Source organism: Variovorax sp. SRS16 (genome assembly GCF_901827165.1).
Lineage (GTDB): Bacteria > Pseudomonadota > Gammaproteobacteria > Burkholderiales > Burkholderiaceae_C > Variovorax.
The window spans coordinates 35251-54483 of the sequence record NZ_LR594669.1 but is presented as its reverse complement, the minus strand read 5'-3'; the positions used below and the strand labels follow the sequence as shown (position 1 = coordinate 54483).

17 protein-coding genes are annotated in these 19233 nt (G+C 64.8%); 8 read left to right on the top strand and 9 right to left on the bottom strand.

Going from position 1 to position 19233, the window contains the following annotated elements; all coding sequences use genetic code 11:
- Window positions 1–22: 22 nt before the first annotated feature.
- The 3 genes from E5P2_RS35200 to E5P2_RS35190 all read left to right on the top strand — a co-directional run bounded on the left by E5P2_RS35200 (window position 23) and on the right by E5P2_RS35190 (window position 3300).
- Window positions 23–841 (top strand): SDR family NAD(P)-dependent oxidoreductase, encoded by an 819-nt coding sequence (locus E5P2_RS35200; protein ID WP_162571707.1) that lies wholly within the window; start codon window positions 23–25, stop codon window positions 839–841.
- Between the two features lie 128 nt (window positions 842–969).
- Window positions 970–1968 carry a tripartite tricarboxylate transporter substrate-binding protein gene (locus E5P2_RS35195; RefSeq protein ID WP_162571706.1) on the top strand — a complete coding sequence of 333 codons (999 nt, stop codon included), beginning with the start codon at window positions 970–972 and terminating at the stop codon, window positions 1966–1968.
- Between the two features lie 9 nt (window positions 1969–1977).
- Complete coding sequence (locus E5P2_RS35190; protein WP_162571705.1) at window positions 1978–3300, top strand: sulfatase-like hydrolase/transferase; 1323 nt, start codon at window positions 1978–1980, stop codon at window positions 3298–3300.
- 75 nt (window positions 3301–3375) lie between these two features.
- Here E5P2_RS35190 and E5P2_RS35185 read toward each other — a convergent pair whose 3' ends face one another.
- The 3 genes from E5P2_RS35185 to E5P2_RS35175 form a co-directional block, all read right to left on the bottom strand.
- On the bottom strand, window positions 3376–5166 hold the full coding sequence (locus E5P2_RS35185; RefSeq protein WP_232081027.1) for a hypothetical protein: 1791 nt from the start codon (window positions 5164–5166) through the stop codon (window positions 3376–3378).
- Window positions 5166–5495, bottom strand: a complete 330-nt coding sequence (locus tag E5P2_RS35180; RefSeq protein ID WP_232081026.1) for a hypothetical protein — start codon at window positions 5493–5495, stop codon at window positions 5166–5168. Before E5P2_RS35180 ends, E5P2_RS35185 begins: the two co-directional genes overlap by 1 nt.
- A gap of 77 nt (window positions 5496–5572) precedes the next feature.
- Window positions 5573–7246, bottom strand: a complete 1674-nt coding sequence (locus E5P2_RS35175; protein WP_162571702.1) for an alkaline phosphatase family protein — start codon at window positions 7244–7246, stop codon at window positions 5573–5575.
- 422 nt (window positions 7247–7668) lie between these two features.
- Here E5P2_RS35175 and E5P2_RS35170 point away from each other — a divergent pair, with 422 nt between their 5' ends.
- Genes E5P2_RS35170 through E5P2_RS35150 form a run of 5 tightly spaced genes read left to right on the top strand, consistent with a single transcriptional unit; the run spans window position 7669 to window position 13018 of the window.
- Window positions 7669–8460 carry an SDR family oxidoreductase gene (locus E5P2_RS35170; RefSeq protein ID WP_162571701.1) on the top strand — a complete coding sequence of 264 codons (792 nt, stop codon included), beginning with the start codon at window positions 7669–7671 and terminating at the stop codon, window positions 8458–8460.
- A 13-nt stretch (window positions 8461–8473) separates the two neighbouring features.
- Complete coding sequence (locus E5P2_RS35165; RefSeq protein ID WP_162571700.1) at window positions 8474–9883, top strand: phenylacetate--CoA ligase family protein; 1410 nt, start codon at window positions 8474–8476, stop codon at window positions 9881–9883.
- Window positions 9884–9908: 25 nt separating this feature from the next.
- Entirely contained in the window at window positions 9909–10931 is a 1023-nt protein-coding gene (locus E5P2_RS35160; RefSeq protein WP_162571699.1) for a tripartite tricarboxylate transporter substrate binding protein, read from the top strand.
- A 32-nt stretch (window positions 10932–10963) separates the two neighbouring features.
- Window positions 10964–12082 (top strand): NADPH:quinone oxidoreductase family protein, encoded by a 1119-nt coding sequence (locus E5P2_RS35155; RefSeq protein WP_232081025.1) that lies wholly within the window; start codon window positions 10964–10966, stop codon window positions 12080–12082.
- Window positions 12083–12127: 45 nt separating this feature from the next.
- On the top strand, window positions 12128–13018 hold the full coding sequence (locus E5P2_RS35150; RefSeq protein WP_162571697.1) for an amidohydrolase family protein: 891 nt from the start codon (window positions 12128–12130) through the stop codon (window positions 13016–13018).
- Here E5P2_RS35150 and E5P2_RS35145 read toward each other — a convergent pair.
- The 6 genes from E5P2_RS35145 to E5P2_RS35120 all read right to left on the bottom strand — a co-directional run bounded on the left by E5P2_RS35145 (window position 13012) and on the right by E5P2_RS35120 (window position 19044).
- Window positions 13012–13764, bottom strand: coding sequence for an IclR family transcriptional regulator (locus tag E5P2_RS35145; RefSeq protein ID WP_162571696.1), 753 nt, complete (start codon window positions 13762–13764; stop codon window positions 13012–13014). The two genes, E5P2_RS35150 and E5P2_RS35145, sit on opposite strands and share 7 nt — an antisense overlap.
- 346 nt (window positions 13765–14110) lie before the next feature.
- The gene (locus E5P2_RS35140) at window positions 14111–15106 is read right to left on the bottom strand and encodes a tripartite tricarboxylate transporter substrate binding protein (RefSeq protein WP_162571695.1); all 996 of its coding nucleotides are present in this window, start codon (window positions 15104–15106) and stop codon (window positions 14111–14113) included.
- A 37-nt stretch (window positions 15107–15143) separates the two neighbouring features.
- A complete protein-coding gene (locus E5P2_RS35135; protein WP_162571694.1) occupies window positions 15144–16052 on the bottom strand; it encodes an amidohydrolase family protein in 909 nt (302 codons plus the stop codon).
- 7 nt (window positions 16053–16059) lie between these two features.
- Window positions 16060–16929, bottom strand: a complete 870-nt coding sequence (locus E5P2_RS35130; protein ID WP_162571693.1) for an amidohydrolase family protein — start codon at window positions 16927–16929, stop codon at window positions 16060–16062.
- Window positions 16930–16977: 48 nt separating this feature from the next.
- The gene (locus tag E5P2_RS35125; RefSeq protein ID WP_162571692.1) at window positions 16978–17913 is read right to left on the bottom strand and encodes a LysR family transcriptional regulator; all 936 of its coding nucleotides are present in this window, start codon (window positions 17911–17913) and stop codon (window positions 16978–16980) included.
- A gap of 150 nt (window positions 17914–18063) precedes the next feature.
- A complete protein-coding gene (locus tag E5P2_RS35120; protein WP_162571691.1) occupies window positions 18064–19044 on the bottom strand; it encodes a Bug family tripartite tricarboxylate transporter substrate binding protein in 981 nt (326 codons plus the stop codon).
- Between the last annotated feature and the right edge of the window lie 189 nt (window positions 19045–19233).

Below are 19233 nucleotides of genomic sequence, written 5' to 3'. Positions count from 1 at the left end.
AACGAAAGGACATATGGTGGACATGAATCAACTGTTCTCGGTGCGCGGGCAAGCTGCCATCGTCACCGGCGCGGCCAGCGGCCTCGGACTGGCCATCGCCGAGGCGCTGGCCAGCGGCGGTGCCCGTGTGACGCTCCTCGATCTGAACGGCGCGGCCGTCGAGCGCGAGACCGGACGACTGCGGCAGGCAGGCCTGGAGGTGCGGGCTGCCGCGCTCGACGTGAGCGACCGACAGGCGTTGGACACGGCGTTCGACGCGGCTGCGGCCGCACACGGAGGGCTCGACATCGTCTTTGCCAATGCCGGCATCGATCCCGGTCCCGGCTTCGTTTCGGTGGCTCATCGAGGCACGCGCGTTCCCGAACAACAGATCGAGAACTACTCCGACGAGCGCTGGCACAAGGTGGTCGGCATCAGTCTCGATGCGGCCTTCTATTCCATCCGCGCGGCGGCACGCCTGATGAAGCCCGCGGGTCGAGGCTCGATCATCGTGACCACCTCGATCTCGGCCGTGCGGCCGGCGCCGGCCGTGGGCATGGCGTACATGGCAGCCAAGGCGGGTGCGGCACATCTGGTGCGAACCTGTGCCCTCGAGCTGGCCCGTTACGGGATTCGGGTCAATGCCATCGCGCCTGGACCGTTCGCCACGAACATCTCCGCGGACCGGGCCGATGCGGCCGACTTCCGGGCCGCGCAGACCGCCGCGGTTCCGCTGGGACGGGTCGCAGCGCCGGAAGAGATCCAGGGGCTGGCACTCCTGCTGGCGTCCGGCGCCTCGGGCTTCATCACGGGCGAACAGATCGTCATCGATGGCGGCGCGTCCCTGGGGGCCGCGTGCTGACGAGACCGTGATCGACATGACGTTTCTTCATGAATCAATGAAGTTATTTCGATTTACAACATATTGAATGACTCATCCAATCGACCTGCACTTCAAACGATAGACACACCCATCTGGAAACCTGCACGATGACCCATCTGACAAGCCACCCATCCGCCTGCGTGTGCAGGCGTACGCTGCTGCTGGCTGGCTTGGGGGCGATGGTCTCCCAATCCGCTCTGGCTCAGCCGGCCATGGGCAGGATCGTCGTCGGGTTTCCGCCGGGGGGCGCCGCGGACGTACTCGCACGCATGCTGGCCGTGAGTCTCGCGGGAACGATGGCATCGAATGTCATCGTCGATAACAGGGTCGGTGCCGCATCGAGGATCGCGGTCGAGCATGTGAAGGATGCCCCGGCCGACGGCAGCGTCATGCTGCTTGTGCCTGATGGCGCGATGATGCTGTATCCCTCTGTCTACCGGACTCTCAAGTACGATCCGGTTCGCGATTTCATCCCGGTGACGCGGCTCGTCAACATGGCGCTGGTCATGTTCGTCGGCCCTGGCGTACCTGCGACGGTCCGGACTGTCGCTGACTACGTGGCGTGGGCGAAAACCGACCCGAAGCGCGCCGTCTACGCCACGCCGGCCGCAGGTTCCGTGCCGCATTTCCTCGGGGCCATGCTGGCTCGGGTGACCGGCCTGGACTTGCAACCCGTTCACTACAAGGGAGGCACTCCGGCCATCGTCGATCTGGTGGGCGGTCAGGTGCCGATGGGATTCGGATCCGTCTCCGACGGCCTCGCCATGGTCAAGGCAGGAAAAATTCGCGCCTTGGCGGCCTCCGGTGCGCGCCGGACAACGGCGCTGCCCGACGTTCCGACATTCCTCGAACTGGGGTATACCGACCTCGTCGCGGAGATCGGCTTGGGCACCTTCGTACCGGCCAGGACACCGCGGGACGATGTGGCCCGTCTGGATGCCGCCACGCAGCGGGCCCTGGCTTCGCGTGAACTGCTCGCGAAGCTGCCGGACTGGGGTTTCGACATTTCTGCGGAGGGCCCCGCGGCGTTTGCCGCGCGCCTGGAAAAGGAACGTCGGCGATGGACCGCGATCGTGAAGTCGACCGGCTTCGTGGCCATGGAATGACAGGCCGATATGCGGCGGCCGAATTTCATCTTCATCCTTGCCGATGACCTGGGCTATGCGGACCTGGGCTGCATGGGGGCGAGGGACGAGCACGGCGATCCGGTGGACGTCACTCCCCGGCTGGACCGATTGGGCGCAGAGGGCATGCTGTTCACACGAGGTTATGCCAACTCAGCGGTGTGTTCGCCGACCCGCTTTGCCCTGATCACAGGTCGATGGCAGTACCGGTTGCGTGGGGGCGCAGAGGAGCCGCTGCCTTCGGCGATGGGTGACAAGATTCTGGGGTTGCCGCCCTCGCATCCGACACTCCCGTCGCTCCTGAAGGCGGGCGGCTACGCCACCGCGTTGATCGGGAAATGGCATCTGGGACACCCGCCTTCGAGTGGCCCACGCTTGTCGGGCTACGACGAGTTCTTCGGCTTCCACTCTGGCGGTGCAGACTACTTCGGGCACACCGACCCGCGCGGTAAGCCGGACCTCTGGCGAAACGAGAAGCCGGTCTCCGAGGACGGCTATCTCACGGATCTCTTCAGCCGCGAGGCAGTCTCCTTCATCGAGCGTCAGTCGCAGCAGCAACCCTTCATGCTGAGTCTGCACTACAACGCGCCGCACTGGCCGTGGCTGACGCGAGAGGACCGAGAAGAGTCGCGCCGTATCGCAGGTGTCGGAAAGCACGTGGATGGCGGTTCGCTCGACGTCTATCGCAAGATGATCCACCATATGGATGAAGGCATCGGCTGGGTGATGGATGCACTCGAGCGGCAGGGAATGGCACAGGACACCGTCGTGGTCTTCACCAGCGACAACGGCGGCGAACGCTACGCCAACAACTGGCCATTCATCGGCCAGAAGATGGACCTTCTCGAAGGTGGCCTGCGGGTGCCACTGATCGCACGGTGGCCCCGGCGCATACGGCCGGGAACTCGCAGCAAGACACCGGTCATCACGATGGACTGGGTGGCGACGTTCCTGGAGGCAGCAGGTGTGCCGCCGCACAGGGACTATCCCCTCGATGGGCTCAGCCTTCTGCCGCTGATGGAAGATCCTTCCTGGAATCCGGACCGGAGGCTGTACTGGCGCATGAAGCACCGCGGTCAGCGCGCAATCCTGCGCGGCGACTGGAAGTGGCTGGAGATCGACCAGCAGCAGTATCTGTTCAACGTTGAGCGGGATCCCCGTGAGCGCGCCAATCTCAAGGAGCGAGAGCCGGAGATCGCGAACGCACTGCGCGCGCAATGGACCGAATGGGAACGTGAACTTCCTCCCATCCCGGCTGACGCCAAAGCCTCGCTCGCCTTCGACGAACGCGACTTGCCGCGCGCCACGTTCTAGGGCCCGTTGATTCGCCCGCATCGTTGACTGCGGTCGCAGATCAGGATGGCCTCCGCGACCGGATGCGCCATCCGATCAGTCTCGTGACCGATCTTCGCCGGCGTCTCGCCCCTCGCCGAGATGGCCACGCCATTTCTCGGCACGCAGCGAAGCCACGGCGACACCGCGCAATACCTGCCCGTATTCGGCCGTGCGCAGCTCGGCAAAGCGCTCGTCGAGTGCTTGCCCCGCGCTGGTGTAGGCCAGCTTGTCGGTGATCCTGACCAACTTGTTCGGATCCGCGCCCTGGTCTCCCGTGCCGGAGCTGACGGTCGAAGTCACTGCGTAAAGGGTCACCGTGCCATCGGCGTTGACCCGGCCAGTGATATTGCGTAGGCCGTCGGTTGCGGTCGTATAGGTATTGCGATTGCCGCGAGGGTTGACGCTCCCGTCGGCATTCAGGCCACCCGTCACCGTGTAGTTCACTCCCAGGTTGAGGCCGTTCTTCAGGACATAGGCCAGCTTCCACTGGGTCCCGTCGAATGTCCACTTCTGCAGGCCTGCAAAGCTGCTGGTGGCTGCATCAGCGATCACGCCATCGCCCTCGTCGGCCACATACAGCGTGGTGGGGTTGGCGAACCAGATGCCAAAGGGGTTGGGGCCGCCGACCGCCGTTTTTGCCAGGGTGGTGTTGAAGCCGGGCAGGATGGAGATCAGAGCGTTTTGCGCAACCAGGGCATGACCGCCGGCCAGCGCTTGCGCGGGACCAACCTGATAGACCGTATTGACGCCGTTGCTGCCGCTGCCCTTGGTGACGTACAGGGTGCCGTTGAACACGGTCAGGCCGCGGAAGTTGTCGTCCTTGCCGGTCTTGTCGGCCGGCAGGCCCAGCTGGCTGATGGAAAAGCCGAACTGATAGCCCTTGCCGGTGCCGGCACAGCTTGAACAGCTTGGCTGCCCCACGACGCTCGTGGCGTACACGCCACCGGTCGAACTTGCCGACTTCTTGTCGAGCGCCTGCACGCCGGTATTGGCACTCAGTTCGTCGAGCACACTGTTGCTCACATTCTTGCCCGAGTTTCCTGCGTTGCCCACCATGTAGTGCGTGCCGTTGGCGAGCACGGTGCCACGTCCGTTGTTGCCGCTGTACGCGTTCACGTAGGTGATCGCCAGCGCGCCGTCGTCCAGGCTCACGTCGGCAATGGCCCGCGGCACCGTCGATGTCACGGGGTTGCTGGCATCAAGGACCCCAGGGGTGTTCGAGTTCGAAACGTCCAACTGGTTGATGGGCGAGCCATAACCCATGAAGCTGACGAATCTCCCGTCGGTGGAGACGTGAAGTGCCAGTTCCGACTTTGATGGGAAGCTGGTGGACATGGGTGTGCCCAGCGCCTTGGCGGCGGCGGAAATATCGAGCACGCCGACAAGACGAGGCGCACGGAAGGGCGCGCGGCCTTCTCGAGAAGGGTCGTCGATGTCAAAGGCCTCGAGCGATATTCCGGAGGTAATGCCGAAGCTGGGATCGGCAATCTCGTTCAAGAAAACATTGGGCAAAGAGCCGTCATAGGCGGCTGTCACGCCGCCCGTGACGGTCACGCCCGGGATCACGGTGGCTACATTGCCGGCATAGCGGCTCGACGAGACCAGCAGTGTCGCATCATGATCGGAGTCGGCCACGGCCGATGCGCTGGCGAGCGCCAGGCACAGCATCGCCGCGAGGCTCACGGGGCGAATGGAGCAGACATCGAGAAAGGACACCGTGCGCAAGTGCATTGAAGGTTTCATTTCAGGTTTCATCTTTTTCTCTCTCAGTTGGTTGATCCAGCGGGGTTCCGCATCCTTGGCATGTTGTGTGACCGTGAAGTGAACAGGCAGTCGATCGCACATCAGAACCCGTTCAGCATCCGACGCAGGAGATAGCCGAACGCCGCGAGGCAACCGAGCGCTGTCAGGATGGCGGCGATCGGACTCGGATCGTCTGTGTGGGTGGATCGGACATTGGCGGCAGGCACCTGGTCGTCGGATCGCGATGTCTGCGCGAAGGGGTTGTAGATGGCACCGCCGAGATCCGCCGCGACGCCGACCTCCGGTTGCGGCGAAGCCGCGGCCGCTGACGGCTCGACCGCATGAATGGCCGGTCTTGCAAGCGGCCGCACGTTCGATGCATGGTTCGACTCCGCACACGCGATCGGACACACGGCGAGTGCCACCAGCAATGTGCCGATCCACATCAGCGGCGGTGTGCCGGATGTCCAGGTCGACGCAGGCCCCGATCGCCCGGCGTTCAGCGGACTCACTCGGCGCCGACCGATCGATCTTCGCGCGCGCCGGTCTCCTCGAGGCCCGGAAGGATCCGGGTGCCTTCGCGCTGAACGGCGACCAGCTTGTTCGGATCGAGACCGAGCGCCCGGAGGATGGTCGGCGCCACTTGCATGTTCGTCACCGGCGTGTCAATCCGCTTTCCCTCCAGCCTCGGATTCGACACGACCAGCAGCGTGTTCGTGTCGTCAGCGGCGAAGCCGCCGTGCTCGGACTGCTTCGCGGCGCTCTTGCTGTAGATCGTTCCCGGGACCGGCTGAATGATGATGTCGGGAACACGGCCACCCGCAGGGTCTCCCCACATGCTCTTCAACGCGCCATCGTGATACAGGGTCTGGATCCTGGTGGAGTTCCCATTGGCCTGATCGGCGCTGAGGATGGAAACGGCCTTGGCTGCGTCACCGTGGCTCTGCAGCCATAGCAGCGACACGTCGTCGGCGGTTTCCTGTGCGACTGGTACACCGCCATTGCTCAGCAGGGTGGCGGGGTCCGTCACGTCAGCGGTTGCGTACGGGTTCGTCGAACCTTTCAGCATGTGCAACGTGGTCACATCGATCGGCGACTGGCCATGCTTTGCACCGACGACGAACAGCGTCGAGTTCAGAAGATGCCTTGACTCGAGCGCCTCATACATCTGACCCAGGGAAGCATCGACGAAGTCCAGCGACTGCTTCAACGGCAACGTCGGTGTGGCATTCGCGTCGAGATAGCCGCCACGCGCGGCGGAGCCGCTCTCCATCGCCAAGGTCACCTTCTGTCCGACGCTGACCGCCTGGAAGTTCATTCCGAAGATCGCGGGTACACCAACCTTCTTGGTACCAGTCTGATCCAGGCCATTGATCCAGTTCAGAACGACCTGGACCTTGAGTCCGTCGTAGGTCCGGGTATAGGTCGGGTCGGTGGTCCAGTCGGCTGCCGCCGGTGCGCCCGGATAGCCGTTGGCCTGGAGCGAGGTCGAATTGATCTCGGGCGCATAGAGCTCGTCGAGACCGCGGCCGGACGGGCCGTTGAGGATCTCGTAGGCCGGGTGCTTGTCGGACCATGCGGTACGCATGCCGGCTTCATGAATGACTTCGAAGATCGTGTTGGTGCCGTTCTTCATGTACTGGTGCGGCCAGACCTGCTCGCAGCCGCTCGCTGTCTTGCGCAGTGCCAGGTTGTCCGGGTTGATGTGCGGGTTTCGCGGGTCGAAGTGCGCGCCCGCGGGTGCCGAGCCGCCGTCCAGCTTGGTGAGATCCCAATCGAGGGCTTCGAAGTTGGACACTTCGGTTCCAGGTGCGCCGGTGCAGTTGCTGCCGGGCGGGTAGAGGGTCGCGTCATAGGTGTCGTCATAGAACACGCCATGCGTGACCGGCGTGCCGCCAGTCGCAAACGCGAGCATCCCGGGGAACGAATCGGAAGGCTTGGAGGTCGAGGCGTGGGTGTACTGAACGCCGTGTCTCGCCAGCTTCGCGAACGTGGACGCGGGATGTGCCTTGATGTAGTTCGCCAGATCGGCTTCGTGCATTCCGTCCACGCTGATCAACAGGACATGCCTCGGGCCATCTTCACGCTCATGCGCGTGAACGGGAACAGCAGTGAGCAAGCCGCCTGCAAGCATGGCTGTTGCGACGGCCACCGCGGCGAGATTCAGGTGCCTTCTTTTCATCACGGGGGATCCTTGATTGGTTGGACAAGTTGATCTATTCGCCGCCGACGACAACTGTCGAAATCGCAGCCAAGGTTTGAGGTCCGCAGCGGCGCTCAATCTAAAAGCGCCGTATGGCAAGACGATGACCGCATCGAGCAACTCCGGAGCATTCAATTCCGGCTCTCACTACCTGACTTAATTGGTCAGTTTAGAGGTCGTTGGGAAATAGCATGGCGAGTTGATGGCGATCTGATTGGCTATGCACTCATGCAGGCCGAGTCGTCGAAACCCACCGTTCAAGGTCCGCATTGCGGACCTTTTCATCACGAGTTTGACGGCATGCCGAGCACTCTCCAAGAATCCGCTGCACCCAAGATTCCAAGCAAAGCTATTTCATCGAAACGCCGGGCGCCTGTTCGGCCTGGCAGGAAGGGACTGGATTGGACTTGCAGATTCACAACAGATTCGCCGTCGTCGGCGGCGCGAGCCAGGGCCTGGGCTATGCCATCGCGGAGCGGCTCGCTCAGGAAGGCGCGGCCGTGGCCATGGTGGCGCGGCATCTCGCACCGCTTCAGGAAGCATGCACCGCCATTCGAGAGAAAACTGGCGCACTCACGGTTCCAATCCAGGCTGACATTCGCAAAGCCGACGATTGCGGGCGGATCCTTCAAGAGGCTGTTGCCGCATTCGGTCGCATCGACATCCTCGTGAACAACGACGGCGCGCCACCTCTCGGCGAACTCGAACAGTTCGACGACGTGGCGTGGGACAAGGCGGTCCAGCAGAACCTGATGAGCGTCGTGCGCCTGTCGCGTGGCGCGGTGCCTTACATGAAGCAGGCGGGAATGGGCCGCATCATCAACGTCACGGCCCTCACCGTGCTCCAGCCTCTTCCAGGCTTCGGCCTTTCCGCCTCGACATGGGCCGGCGTGTTGGCCTATGCGAAGACCTTGTCCCTGGAGGCAGGGCGGCATGGCGTGACCGTCAACTCGATATGCCCGGGGCGCTTCGCCACGGGCCGGGTTGCCCGGACTTTCGCGACGGGGGATGCCGCGACGGGGATCCTGACGCCGGAACAGATGGCGCAGATGTCCAAGGACTTTCCCATTCCGCGCCTGGGTGATCCGGCCGAACTGGCAGCCCTCGTGGCGTTCCTCTGCTCACCCTGGGCTGGGTACATCACCGGGCATGTCTTCCACGTGGATGGCGGCCGTCGCGCCAGCCTGATCTGACGAGAGAGCTGTCATGGACATCAACGTACAGGTGCCTTGGTATTCGCGCTCGCTGGACTTCGAGAAGCTCGCGCGCGACTATCCGCCCCCGCCGGATTATTTCAATACGCACTTCAGAATGCCGCGCGACGAACTGCGTGCGCTGCAGGAGCAGCGGTTCAAGGCGACCATGCAACGTGCGTGGGACATTCCGTTCTACCAGAGGCACTGGCGCGAGGCGGGCCTGGAACCGGGGGATGTCCGGGGGCTGGACGACTTGCCCAGGATTCCGCCTTACGACGTGCATGACGTGCGCAAGAGCATCGAGAGAAATCCTCCGTTCGGTGACTTCATGGGGATATCGCCTGCCGATGGGCATCGCATGCCCATGGTGCTGCAGACCAGCGGCGGCACCACCGGGCTTCCGCGACCCATGCTCTATGCACCGCAGGAGCGCGAAACGATGGCAATCCTGGGAGCGCGCCGGATGCTCCTGCACGGCATCCGCCCCGGCGATCTGGTGCTGCTGACGTATTCCTTCAACCTGAGCAATGGCGGCTTCGGGCCGCGCGAGCAGTTGTGGGGATATACCGGCGCGATTCCGGTGACGACCGGCAGCGGAAGCGGTACGCCGACTCGCCGCCAGATCGAGATCATCCAGGCATGGAAGATCAATGCAATCCTCGGCTTTGCCCCCTACCTGCGGCACATGGGCGTGGTCGCGCGCGACGAAATGGGCATCGACCCCAAGACCCTGGGCGTGCGCCTCATCGGAGCGCACGGCACGCCGGAAGAGCGCACGCACGTGGAAGAACTCTGGGGCGCACCGACATTCGACGCCTACGGTGCACACGACAGCGGCATGGTCGCGGCCGAATGCGAGGCGCACAACGGCCTGCATGTGAGCGATGACGCCTTCTGGCTGGAAGTTCTCGACCCCGACACGAACGCGCCGAGGCCGGAGGGCACCGCCGGCGCCTTGCACGTGACCACGCTGTACAAGTACGGCGCGCCGCAGATCCGCTTCAACACGAACGACATCACTCGCATCCTGCCCTGGGCGGCGTGCACCTGTGGCGGCACGACCTCGCGCCTCGACCGGCCGCTCGGCCGCGCGGACAACATGATCAAACTGCGGGGCGTGAATGTCTTCCCGGAGGCCTTGGGCACGGTCATCGCACAGGATGCGCGCTGCAACGCCGAGTTCTTCTGCTTTGTCGACCGTGATGCGCAGACCGGCCGCGACACCATGGAAACCTGGGTGGAGGTGGAGCCGGGTCACGATCACGACGCAGTGACGGCCGATCTGGAGCAGCGCCTGAAGGAATCCCTGGGTCTGCGCATCCGTGTGGTTCCCAAGGAGAAGGGAGAGCTCGATGCGTTCACCGGAACCTCGCGGAATTCGAAGATCAAGCGGCTTCTGGACAGGCGCCCCAAAACGTGAAGCGGGGGCATGCACGCCTGAGACCTTGGACCGCCAAGCCAGACATCAGCCAATGGAGAGTATCGGAGACGCCATGACGCACTTCTTCAGAAATACGACCCGCATGGCGCTGCTGAGCCTCGCCGCGGGTCTGGCAAGCCTTGCGCACGCGGGATTCCCCGACAGGCCCATCCGCATCATCGCGCCGGCTCCGCCGGGCGGTGGAATCGACATCCTGTCGCGCACGATCGGCCAGCGCATGGCGGTGGAACTCGGGACGCCGGTCATCGTCGACAACCGAGGTGGTGCGGGCGGCACGATCGGCATCGAATACGCGGCGAAGCAGCCCCCGGACGGCTACACCCTACTCATGGGATTCTCGGGCATGGCCGTCAATCCGCATCTGAACCCGAAGGTCCTCTACAGCACGAAAGATGACTTCGCCCCGTTGTCTCTCGTGGGCAGGATTCCGATGATCCTGGTGGCCAACCCGAGCTTTCCTCCCAACACGGTGTCGGAACTCGTTGCCTACGCGAAATCGCAGCCAGGCGGGTTGAAGTACGCGCACGGTGGCACCGGCGCGAGCAGCCATCTCGCCGGCGAGTTGTTCCGAATCACGGCCTCGGTGGAGGTCATACCCATCGCGTACAAAGGCAACGCGCCCGCCCTCGTCGACGTGATGGCCGGACATGTCCCGGTGATGTGGGACACGATCAACACTGCCTATCCGATGGTCCGGGCAGGAAAGCTCAAGGCATTGGCCGTCGCGACGGCGCAGCGCCTGCCCGCGTTGCCGCGCCTGCCGACCCTGATCGAAGGCGGGCTGCCCGGCTTCGAAGTGAGCGCGTGGTACATGTTGATGGCGCCCAAGAAGACACCGGTCGACGTTCAGGAGAAGCTGAATGTCGCGATCGTCAAGGCCCTCAAGGATCCGGAGGTTTCCAGACTTCTCGATGAACAGGGCGTGCAGATCGTGGGCGACACGCGCGAGCAAGCGACCACCTTCGTGAATTCGCAGTTCGATCATTGGGGTGCCGTGATCCGCAAGGCAGGTATCAAGGCAGACTGAGGCCGCGGCTTCGATCCCAAGGACCCGCCGCAATGCATCGAGTGTCGCAAGCCAACCCCGCGGGCAGGCGGATCGTTCTGCCCCGGTATGCGCAGTCGCAGCGTGAAGCCGTCGATCGTGTTCTCGTGCTGGAAGAGATCGATCCGCCGCGGGCAGACTCGCTGAAGCCGGACGAAGTGCTGGTTCGGATCCGAAGCGCGGCGATCGCCTTCGCCGACTTGCTCATGCTGAGCGGCCAGTACCGATTCATGCCCCCGCTCGGCGGCACGCCCGGCCTGAGCTACGCCGGAACTGTGACGGCGGTCGGCTCGAACGTGAACACCTCGAAGATGCGAGTCGGCGACGCCGTCCTCGGCGATTTCTTTCGGGTCGGACCGCGCAGTCGCGGTGAATATCGCGCCGCCGGCGGGTGGGCTTCGTTTGCCGTTGCGCCCGAGCACGGGCTGCATCGAATGCCCGGAAATCTGTCATTCGACCAGGCGGCGAATCTTCTCGTCAACTATGAGACCGCCTACTACGCGCTGGTCACCCGCGGGCAGCTGAAGCCCGGCGAAACCGTGCTGATCAATGGCGCTTCAGGAGCCACCGGCATGGCCGCTGTCCAGCTGGCGAAGATCCTGGGCGCCAAGGTCATAGCGACCGGACGCTCGGACGCGAAGCGTGACTTGGTCATGGCATTCGGCGCGGACCATTTCATCGCGACATCGCGCGCCGATGGATCGGTCGCGCGCTTTCGCGATGAAGTGCGGGCGCTCTGTGGCGCAGAAGGCGCGCACATGGTGTACGACACGGTCGGAGGCGATGTCTCGCTGGAGTCGATGCACTCGCTGCGCTTTGCAGGTCGCCATGTGATCGTGGGCTGGATCTCCGATGGCGGCGGCGACGGTGGGCACGCGCCCCGGAATGCGGACCAACTCCCGACAAGGATCATTCAGTTGAAGGGGCTCTACGTGATGGGTTCACCGACCCTCGAGCACGCCGAACGCGACCCCCAGCTGCGAGAGGAGCGCCTGGCCAGGATCTTCGGCTGGGCGGAAGCAGGACTCGTCTGTCCATTCGTTTCCCACGCGTACCCTCTCGAAGAATTCAGGGAGGCCATGCGCAGGAAGCTGAATGGCGATGTTGTCGGCAGCTGCGTCCTGAACCCTTGAGCACAAGCCAGAGCGCGCAAGAATCATTCACGCCATGGAACGGACATGTCCTCACATCCACGCATTTTCGACATCCACTCGCACTGGGGCACCGAACGAGGGTATCCGCTCAGGGACGCGCAATCGCTTGCATTGCAGAGGCACAGCTTCTCTTCGGATGCGAAGTTCGTCACCGAGCAGGAGATGACCGACACGTTCCGCCGCAACAACGTCAAGACAATCCTCGACCTGGGCTTCACCAAGAGCATGTCCGTCGAAGAGGCGAGACCCTTCCACGACTACGCGATCGAGACCCAGCGAAGCCACTCCGACGTGATCTTCGGCAACTGGATCCAGATCGACCCGCGCACGGGCGCCGAAGGTGCGCGCGAGCTGCGCAGGTGCATGGAGGCGAGCAGCGGATTCATCGGCTTCTGCGTCTCGGCTTCCGGCACGGGCTTTCCCGCCGACGACCCCATCTACGCGCCCTTCCATGACGTCTGCGCGGAAGTCGGGCGCCCCGTGCTGGTGCTGGTGGGGACCACGGCTGCCGGCGCAGGCCAGCGCGGTGGCGGCGGGTTGAAGCTGGACCTGTGCCATCCCAGGCACCTCGACTCACTCGCGGCGGACCGCCCCGAGCTCGACATCATCGCCGGCAGGCCGGCGTGGCCCTGGCAGGAAGACATGATCGCCATCCTGCTCCACAAGGCCAACGTCTCGGCAGAACTCCACGGGTGGTCGCCCAGGTACTTCAGCGACTCGCTCAAGCGCGAGATTCCGCGGCGCCTGAAGGACCGGGTGATGTTCGGCGCCGACTATCCACTGCTGACCTACGAGCGGCTGGTCGAAGACTGGCGAGCGCTCGGCTACAGCGACGAGATCCTGCAGAAAGTCTTCCACGCGAATGCTGAACGGATTTTCCGCGCCACGGTGAAGGCCGAGCACCCGGCCTATTGAAGCCTCACAGACAGCGCGCGCTCCGCCCAATCCCTCTCGCGGCGCAGCGTGTCGATCAACCCGCGCCCCAACGGACTATGGAGGCCCGACGACGGGAGCAACAATCCGAATGCTCCCAGGGGACGCCCTGCGCCATCGTGAAGCACGGCGCTGACGCCTGCCATCCCCTTCACAAGCATGTCCGGCACGACCGCGTAGCCCTGGCGCCGGACACAATGGATCTCTTCTGGCAGATCGCGCGGCCGTCCGGCGGCCAAGCTCCGAATGCGTGGTCCCATGGTTCGCAAAACATAGGCGATGTCGTCGTCCTCCATATCGCCGAGGATCGACACACCTGCGGACCCTGCACCGAGTGGCACGATGAGGCCGACATGCAGAGCAGCTTGCGTCGCCGAAGTGCCGCCCAGGGTTTCGATGCACAGCGTTTCCAACCCGATGCGCGCCAACAATGACGCAGGATGTCCCTTTGCTGCCAGTCGCCGCAGAGCCGGACGACACGCGTCGTGCCATCCATTGATCGGTGGCATCCCGCGCTGGGCGAGTTTCGGCAAGGTTGAGCCCAGGCGGTAGAGGGGTGCGTCCTGTGCGCGTTCCACAAGCTTGTGCTTCATCAGCGATTGAACCAGCCGGTGCACCGTCGGCTTCGACAGCGACAACGCGCGCTGCATGTCGATCAGCCGCATGCTTTCTACCTTGCCAAGCTCCGTCAGTAGTTGCGCTGCTCTGTCGATGGTCTGCAATGACATGTTCCACCTCGTGTCGAACGCGAGCCCAGGCAGGCGCCGAAGATTTGAAGACTGAGGCCGCCGATCCAGAAACGTGCTCGATACTGGATCTCTGCGAAATCCAAGTCTAGAAGCCCGCATCTTCATTTGCCTGAGGGACAACGCGAATCTCTCAATCGGCATCTGAACATGCCAGGCGGGGCAGCTCCACTCATCGATGATTTCAATCCCAAGTCGGACAAGGCGACCGCTGTTGCGCTGAAGTGAGTCGCTCATGCATTCGATAGACAATCCGTTCCTTGAGCACCTCGGCGTTCGGCTGGCTCGAACGTCGTCAACTGCGCCTAGCTCGGTTCGGCGGCACGACTCATTCGGCGCGGAGCCCGGCCTTCTTGATCAGACCGTTCCACTTGAGCGTCTCGGTCTTGACGTAGTCGCCGAACTGCTCCGGCGTCTTCGGTTCCGAGCTGACCCCCAGTTCGGCCAGCCGGGCGCGGACGGCGGGATCGGCGAGTGCCTTCTGGATTTCGGCGTTGAGCCGGAGCACGACCTCCCTGGGCGTCTTTGCCGGCGCCACGAAGCCCCACCAGACGACGGCCTGGAGGTTCGGGTACCCGGCTTCGGCCGCAGTCTGGACCTCGGGCAGCAGCGCGAAGCGCGTCGGGCTGCCGACCATGATCGCGCGGAGCCGGCCGGCCTTGATGTGAGGCAGCGATTGCGGCGGATCGAGCAGCATGAAGGACACCCGTCCGGCGATCAGGTCGACCAGCGCCGGCGCGCCGCCGCGGTAGGGCACGTGCAGCATGCTCACATTGGCCACCGACTTCAGCAGCTCGGCCGCCATGTGGCCCGAGCTCCCCGCACCGGCGGAGGCGAAGGAGACCTTCGACGGATCGGACCGCGCCGCGTCGAGGATGTCCTTGAGCGACCGGGCAGGCGAGTTCTCGGGCACCACGAGGATGAGCGGCGCATAGCCGATGTAGGCGACCGGCGCGAAGTCCTTGAGCACGTCGAAGTTCAGACCCGGATAGAGGGCGGTCGTGGCCAGCGGGTTCGAGCCGAGCAGGATCGTGTAGCCATCGGGTGCGGCGCGCGCCACGTATTCGGCGCCGACGTTGCCGCCGGCGCCGGCCCGGTTCTCGACCAGCACGGGCTGCTTGAGCTGCAGTGCGAGGCGCTCGCCGATCAGTCGGCCCAGGATGTCGAGCGCGCCACCGGCCGGGAACGGAATGACCATGTGGATCGGCTTGTCCGGATAGACCTGCGCCGTCGCGGATTGCGCGCCCGCCAGCAGGCCGCCCCCCAGCACGAGGCTGCCGACCAGGGCGCGGCGCCGAAGGCTCGGTCGAATGCTGTCGTTCATGGCGCTTCCTTTCGCAGTTGTTCTCGCCGCCCGCGGCTCAGGGTGCCGCCGGCGCCAGCGCGGCCTCGACCGGCCAGCGCAGCAGCGTCTCGAGCGTCCGCCCCATCACCCATTCCTTGTCCGTCGGGCCCAGGAAGTCCAGACCGTGCATGAAATGGTCGATGCATTCGCGGTAGCTGCAGGGCAGCCGGGAACAGTCGGAACCCCACATCAGTCGCTGCGGACCGAAGGCATCGAAGATGCGCCGCAGGAAAGGCCGAAGATTGGCGAAGGGATAGGGTTCGGTGCTGTAGCAGGGGGCGGCGGAGGCCTTGATCGCGATGTTCGGAAAACGCGCGAGCGCGAGCATCTCGTCCAGGTCGGCGAAGCACGCGTCGTCGCGCAGTTCGCTCCTGCGGCCCAGGTGGTCGACGATCAGCGTGAGTGCCGGGTAGCGCGATGCCAGCGGCGGCAGTTTGTGGAGCAGGCCGGGCATCAGCATCATCACCGGGATCCGCAGCCGCTCGCAATCTTCCCAGAACCAATCGATTGCGTCGCCGTCGAGCCATTGGCCCCACTTCGGCTTGTACCAGGTCATGCGAATGCCGAGCATGGACGGCTGGGCGCGCCACTGTCGAAGCGCCTCGCGCCCGCCCGGTGCCGAAGGGTCGAAGCGGCCCATGATGCCGAGGCGGCTCGGGCAGAGCGCGGCCGATTCGAGTGCATAGGCGTTGCTGTCGCCGACCGGTGAAGGCGGCACGATCACCGCGCGCTGGACGCCGTTCCGGTCCATCGTGGCCAGGAATTCCTCGGGCGTGATCGGCTCGGCGCGATGGGGGCGGGCGCCGGGGACGGTCAGAAAGGAGGGAGAGCCGCGTTGCTCGGGCGGCCAGGGACGGGCCTCGCTGTGCGGCTGCCAGAAATGCACTTGCGCATCGGCGATGACGATCGCTGGAGATGGGCGCATGGCGTACTCATCGACCGTAAAGCGCCTCGGGTGTGTCGACCAGGATCTTGCGACGATCGTCTTCATCGGGCGCCCATTCGGCGAGCAGGTCCAGCAGGTCGCCGTCATTGGGCATGGTGCGCCCGACCATGTTCACGTGCGGCCAGTCCGAGGCCCACATCATCCGTTCGGGCGCGTGCGCCACCAGCGCGCGGGCGATCGGCGTCACCGAGGGATAGGGAGGTTCTTCGGTGGTGCAGCGCATCGGCCCCGACAGCTTGACCCAGACGCGCCCGCTGTCCAGCATCTCGAGCAGCTTCCTGAAGGCGGGCTGCCGGACACCCCCCTGGGCCGGCACGCTGGCGAGGTGGTCGATCACGATCTTGTCGGAGTCCAGCGCCATCAAGGCGCCGGCATAGTCGAGCAGATCTTCGCCATGCGGGTAGAAATGGACCGGCCAGTCGAACTGGCGCACGCGCGCCGCGACCTCGGGCTGGATGCGTGGCAGGTTCTTCGCGCGCCGGTCGCTCACGAAACGGATGCCGCGCACGCCCATCGCGTGCAGGCGTGCCAGCTCTTCGTCACTCGTCTGCGCCGAAGCAAAGATCACGCCCCGAAAGCGATCGGGATAGCGTGCGAGCGTGTGTTCCATGTGCAGGTAATCGAGACCGTAGCCACCGCCGCTCACCAGCAGCGACTTCGACAGGCCGAGCTGATCCTGCATGGCGATCGCGGCCTCGGCCGAGACTTCGTCCGAGTAGTAGGGGCTGTCGGGATCGAAGGGGTATTCGGCCGCCGGGCCGAACAGGTGGATCTGGGTGTCCCAGGCGCCCGCCGGCACTTTCATCCTGGGTTTGCGTGGCTTGAAGTCGGGAGGCGGCGTGAGGTATTGCGACATGGCGCCCATTTTCTGCCGCGACCGGCGGGGCGCCGGGGCATTGGCAGACTAGCTGCTATCCGATAGCTGCATAGCGGCGCCCGACGAACTCCGGGCGATCTCGATCGCCAGCACCTGCCTGAGCATCAGCATCGACTTGCGCGCCAGGCTGGTCACTGGCCGCTCTGCCGAGTGGGCGAGCGTCAGCACGCTCTTCAACTCGGGCGCCACCAGCTGGTGGCTCGTGAAGCGCCGCGCGCCGCCGGTCGGCATGGCATTGCTGCTCAGCACCCCGTAGCCGAGTCCGGCTTCGACCACGTCGACGATGCCGGCGACGGAGTCCAGCTCCTGCACGATCTGCGGCCTGCGGCCGACATTCGCCAGCTGGGTCTCGATCAACATGCGCATCGGATGCGGCCGGCCCTGCATCACCAGCGGCAGGTCCGCCAGCCGCACCAGCTCGATCGTCGGCGGCAGCGCGTTCTTGCTCTTGACGGCGCCGATGACATAGAGGCTCTGCTCGTGCAGCGGCAGGGTTTCCAGCATCGGCGTCGGCAGCGGATCGTGCAGCAGGGCCATGTCCAGGCGGCCGGCGAGCAGCCATTCCTGCAGGTGGAAAGTCAGGCCCTCCGTGATGCGCAGGGTGCACCGGGGAAACTGGCGCCGGAATTCGAGCACGCAGGGAATCGTGATCAACCGCGCGATCGAATGCGGAAGGCCGATCACCACCTCGCCCGAGGGCTCGTCGCGCCCGGTGTCCAGCTCGGTGCGGGCACGCTCGATCTGGACCAGGATGCCGCGGCAATGACTCAGGAAACGCTTGCCGGGCTCGGTCAGGCTCACGCCGCGTCCGTTGCGATGGAACAGCGTCTGCCGCAGCTCGATCTCCAGCGCGCGCACCTGGCGGCTGAGCGCGGGCTGCGGAACCTGCAGCAGCCACGCGGCCTTCGTAAAACTGCCGAGATCGGCGACCGTCACGAAGCATTCGAGCTGCCTGATTTCCACTGATCCCGCCTCTCGTGCGTTGCAACGCGTTGTGCGGGCCGGTCCGTGGTCGGCATCGAGCGCCGCACCATCGACCGACACGCGCGCCGAGCATATCGGAACACACGGCCCGCGGCCGTGTGCGGGTCTTCACCACGTCCGGTCGCCGCCTCAGTTCAACGGGATGTTCGAGGCCTTGATGACGGCAGCCCAGCGCTCGTTTTCCGCCTTCAGGAAGGTCGCGAACGCTTCGGGCGTGCTGCCGATGGTCTCGGCGCCGACGATCCGGGCTTGCGTGGCCGGCGCACGCATCAACTTCTGTACTTCCGCGCTCAGCCTGCGCACCACCGCGTCCGGCGTGCCGGCCGGTGCCATCAGGCCCAGCCAGCCCGTCACGTCGTACTTCGGCACGCCCGACTCGGCGATGGTCGGCACGTCGGGAAGGTAGCGCGAGCGCTTCGCCGCCGAGACGGCCAGTGCCTTCAGCTTGCCGCCCTTGATCTGCGGCAAGGCGGTGATGATGTTGTCGAAGAACATCTGCACCTGGCCGCCGATCAGATCCATCACTGCCGGCGTCGCACCCGGATAAGGCACATGCAGGATGTCGACGCCGGCCTCCTGCTTGAACAGTTCGGCCGACATATGCGACGAGGTGCCATTGCCGGCCGAGCCATAGTTCAGCTTGCCGGGGTTCTTCTTGGCGTACGCGATCAGGTCGCCCACCGTGTTGAAGGGCGACGAAGCACTCACGACCAGTACGCCGGGCACGTCGGCCACCAGCGAGATCGGCACCAGGTCGCGCAGCGGGTCGTAGGGCGGCTTGCGCATCAGGTGCGGGTTGACCGCCACGGTTCCGATGGTGCCCATGTAGAGCGTCGTGCCGTCGGGCTTGGCGTGCACCACGTTCAGCGTTGCCGGAACGCCCGAGCCGCCGGTGCGGTTCTCGACGATCACGCTGCGGCCCAGCGCCTGCTGCAGGCCGGCCGCCACGCTGCGGCTGACGATGTCCACCGTGCCGCCGGCCGACACCGGAACGACGATGCGAATCGGCCCCTCGGGGATACCGTCCGTCTGCGCCGCGCCCGAGTGGGCGGCAACGATGAGTCCCAGAATTCCCAGCATCCTGGCCAGCTTGCCTCGCATGTTTCGCATCTCGTGATCTCGTTGTATTTCCTGGCCGCACGCAACGCCCGCGTTCGCGACGGCAGGGAGGGCCGGGATGGCCGCGGGCCGTTGACATTCTGCGGGCCGCAAGCCATTGCGGATTTGCATGTGCAGACTAGCTGCTATGCATCGAGCGGCCGTCTCGCGGTCCCCGCGCCGTGCATAGCTGCTAGTCGC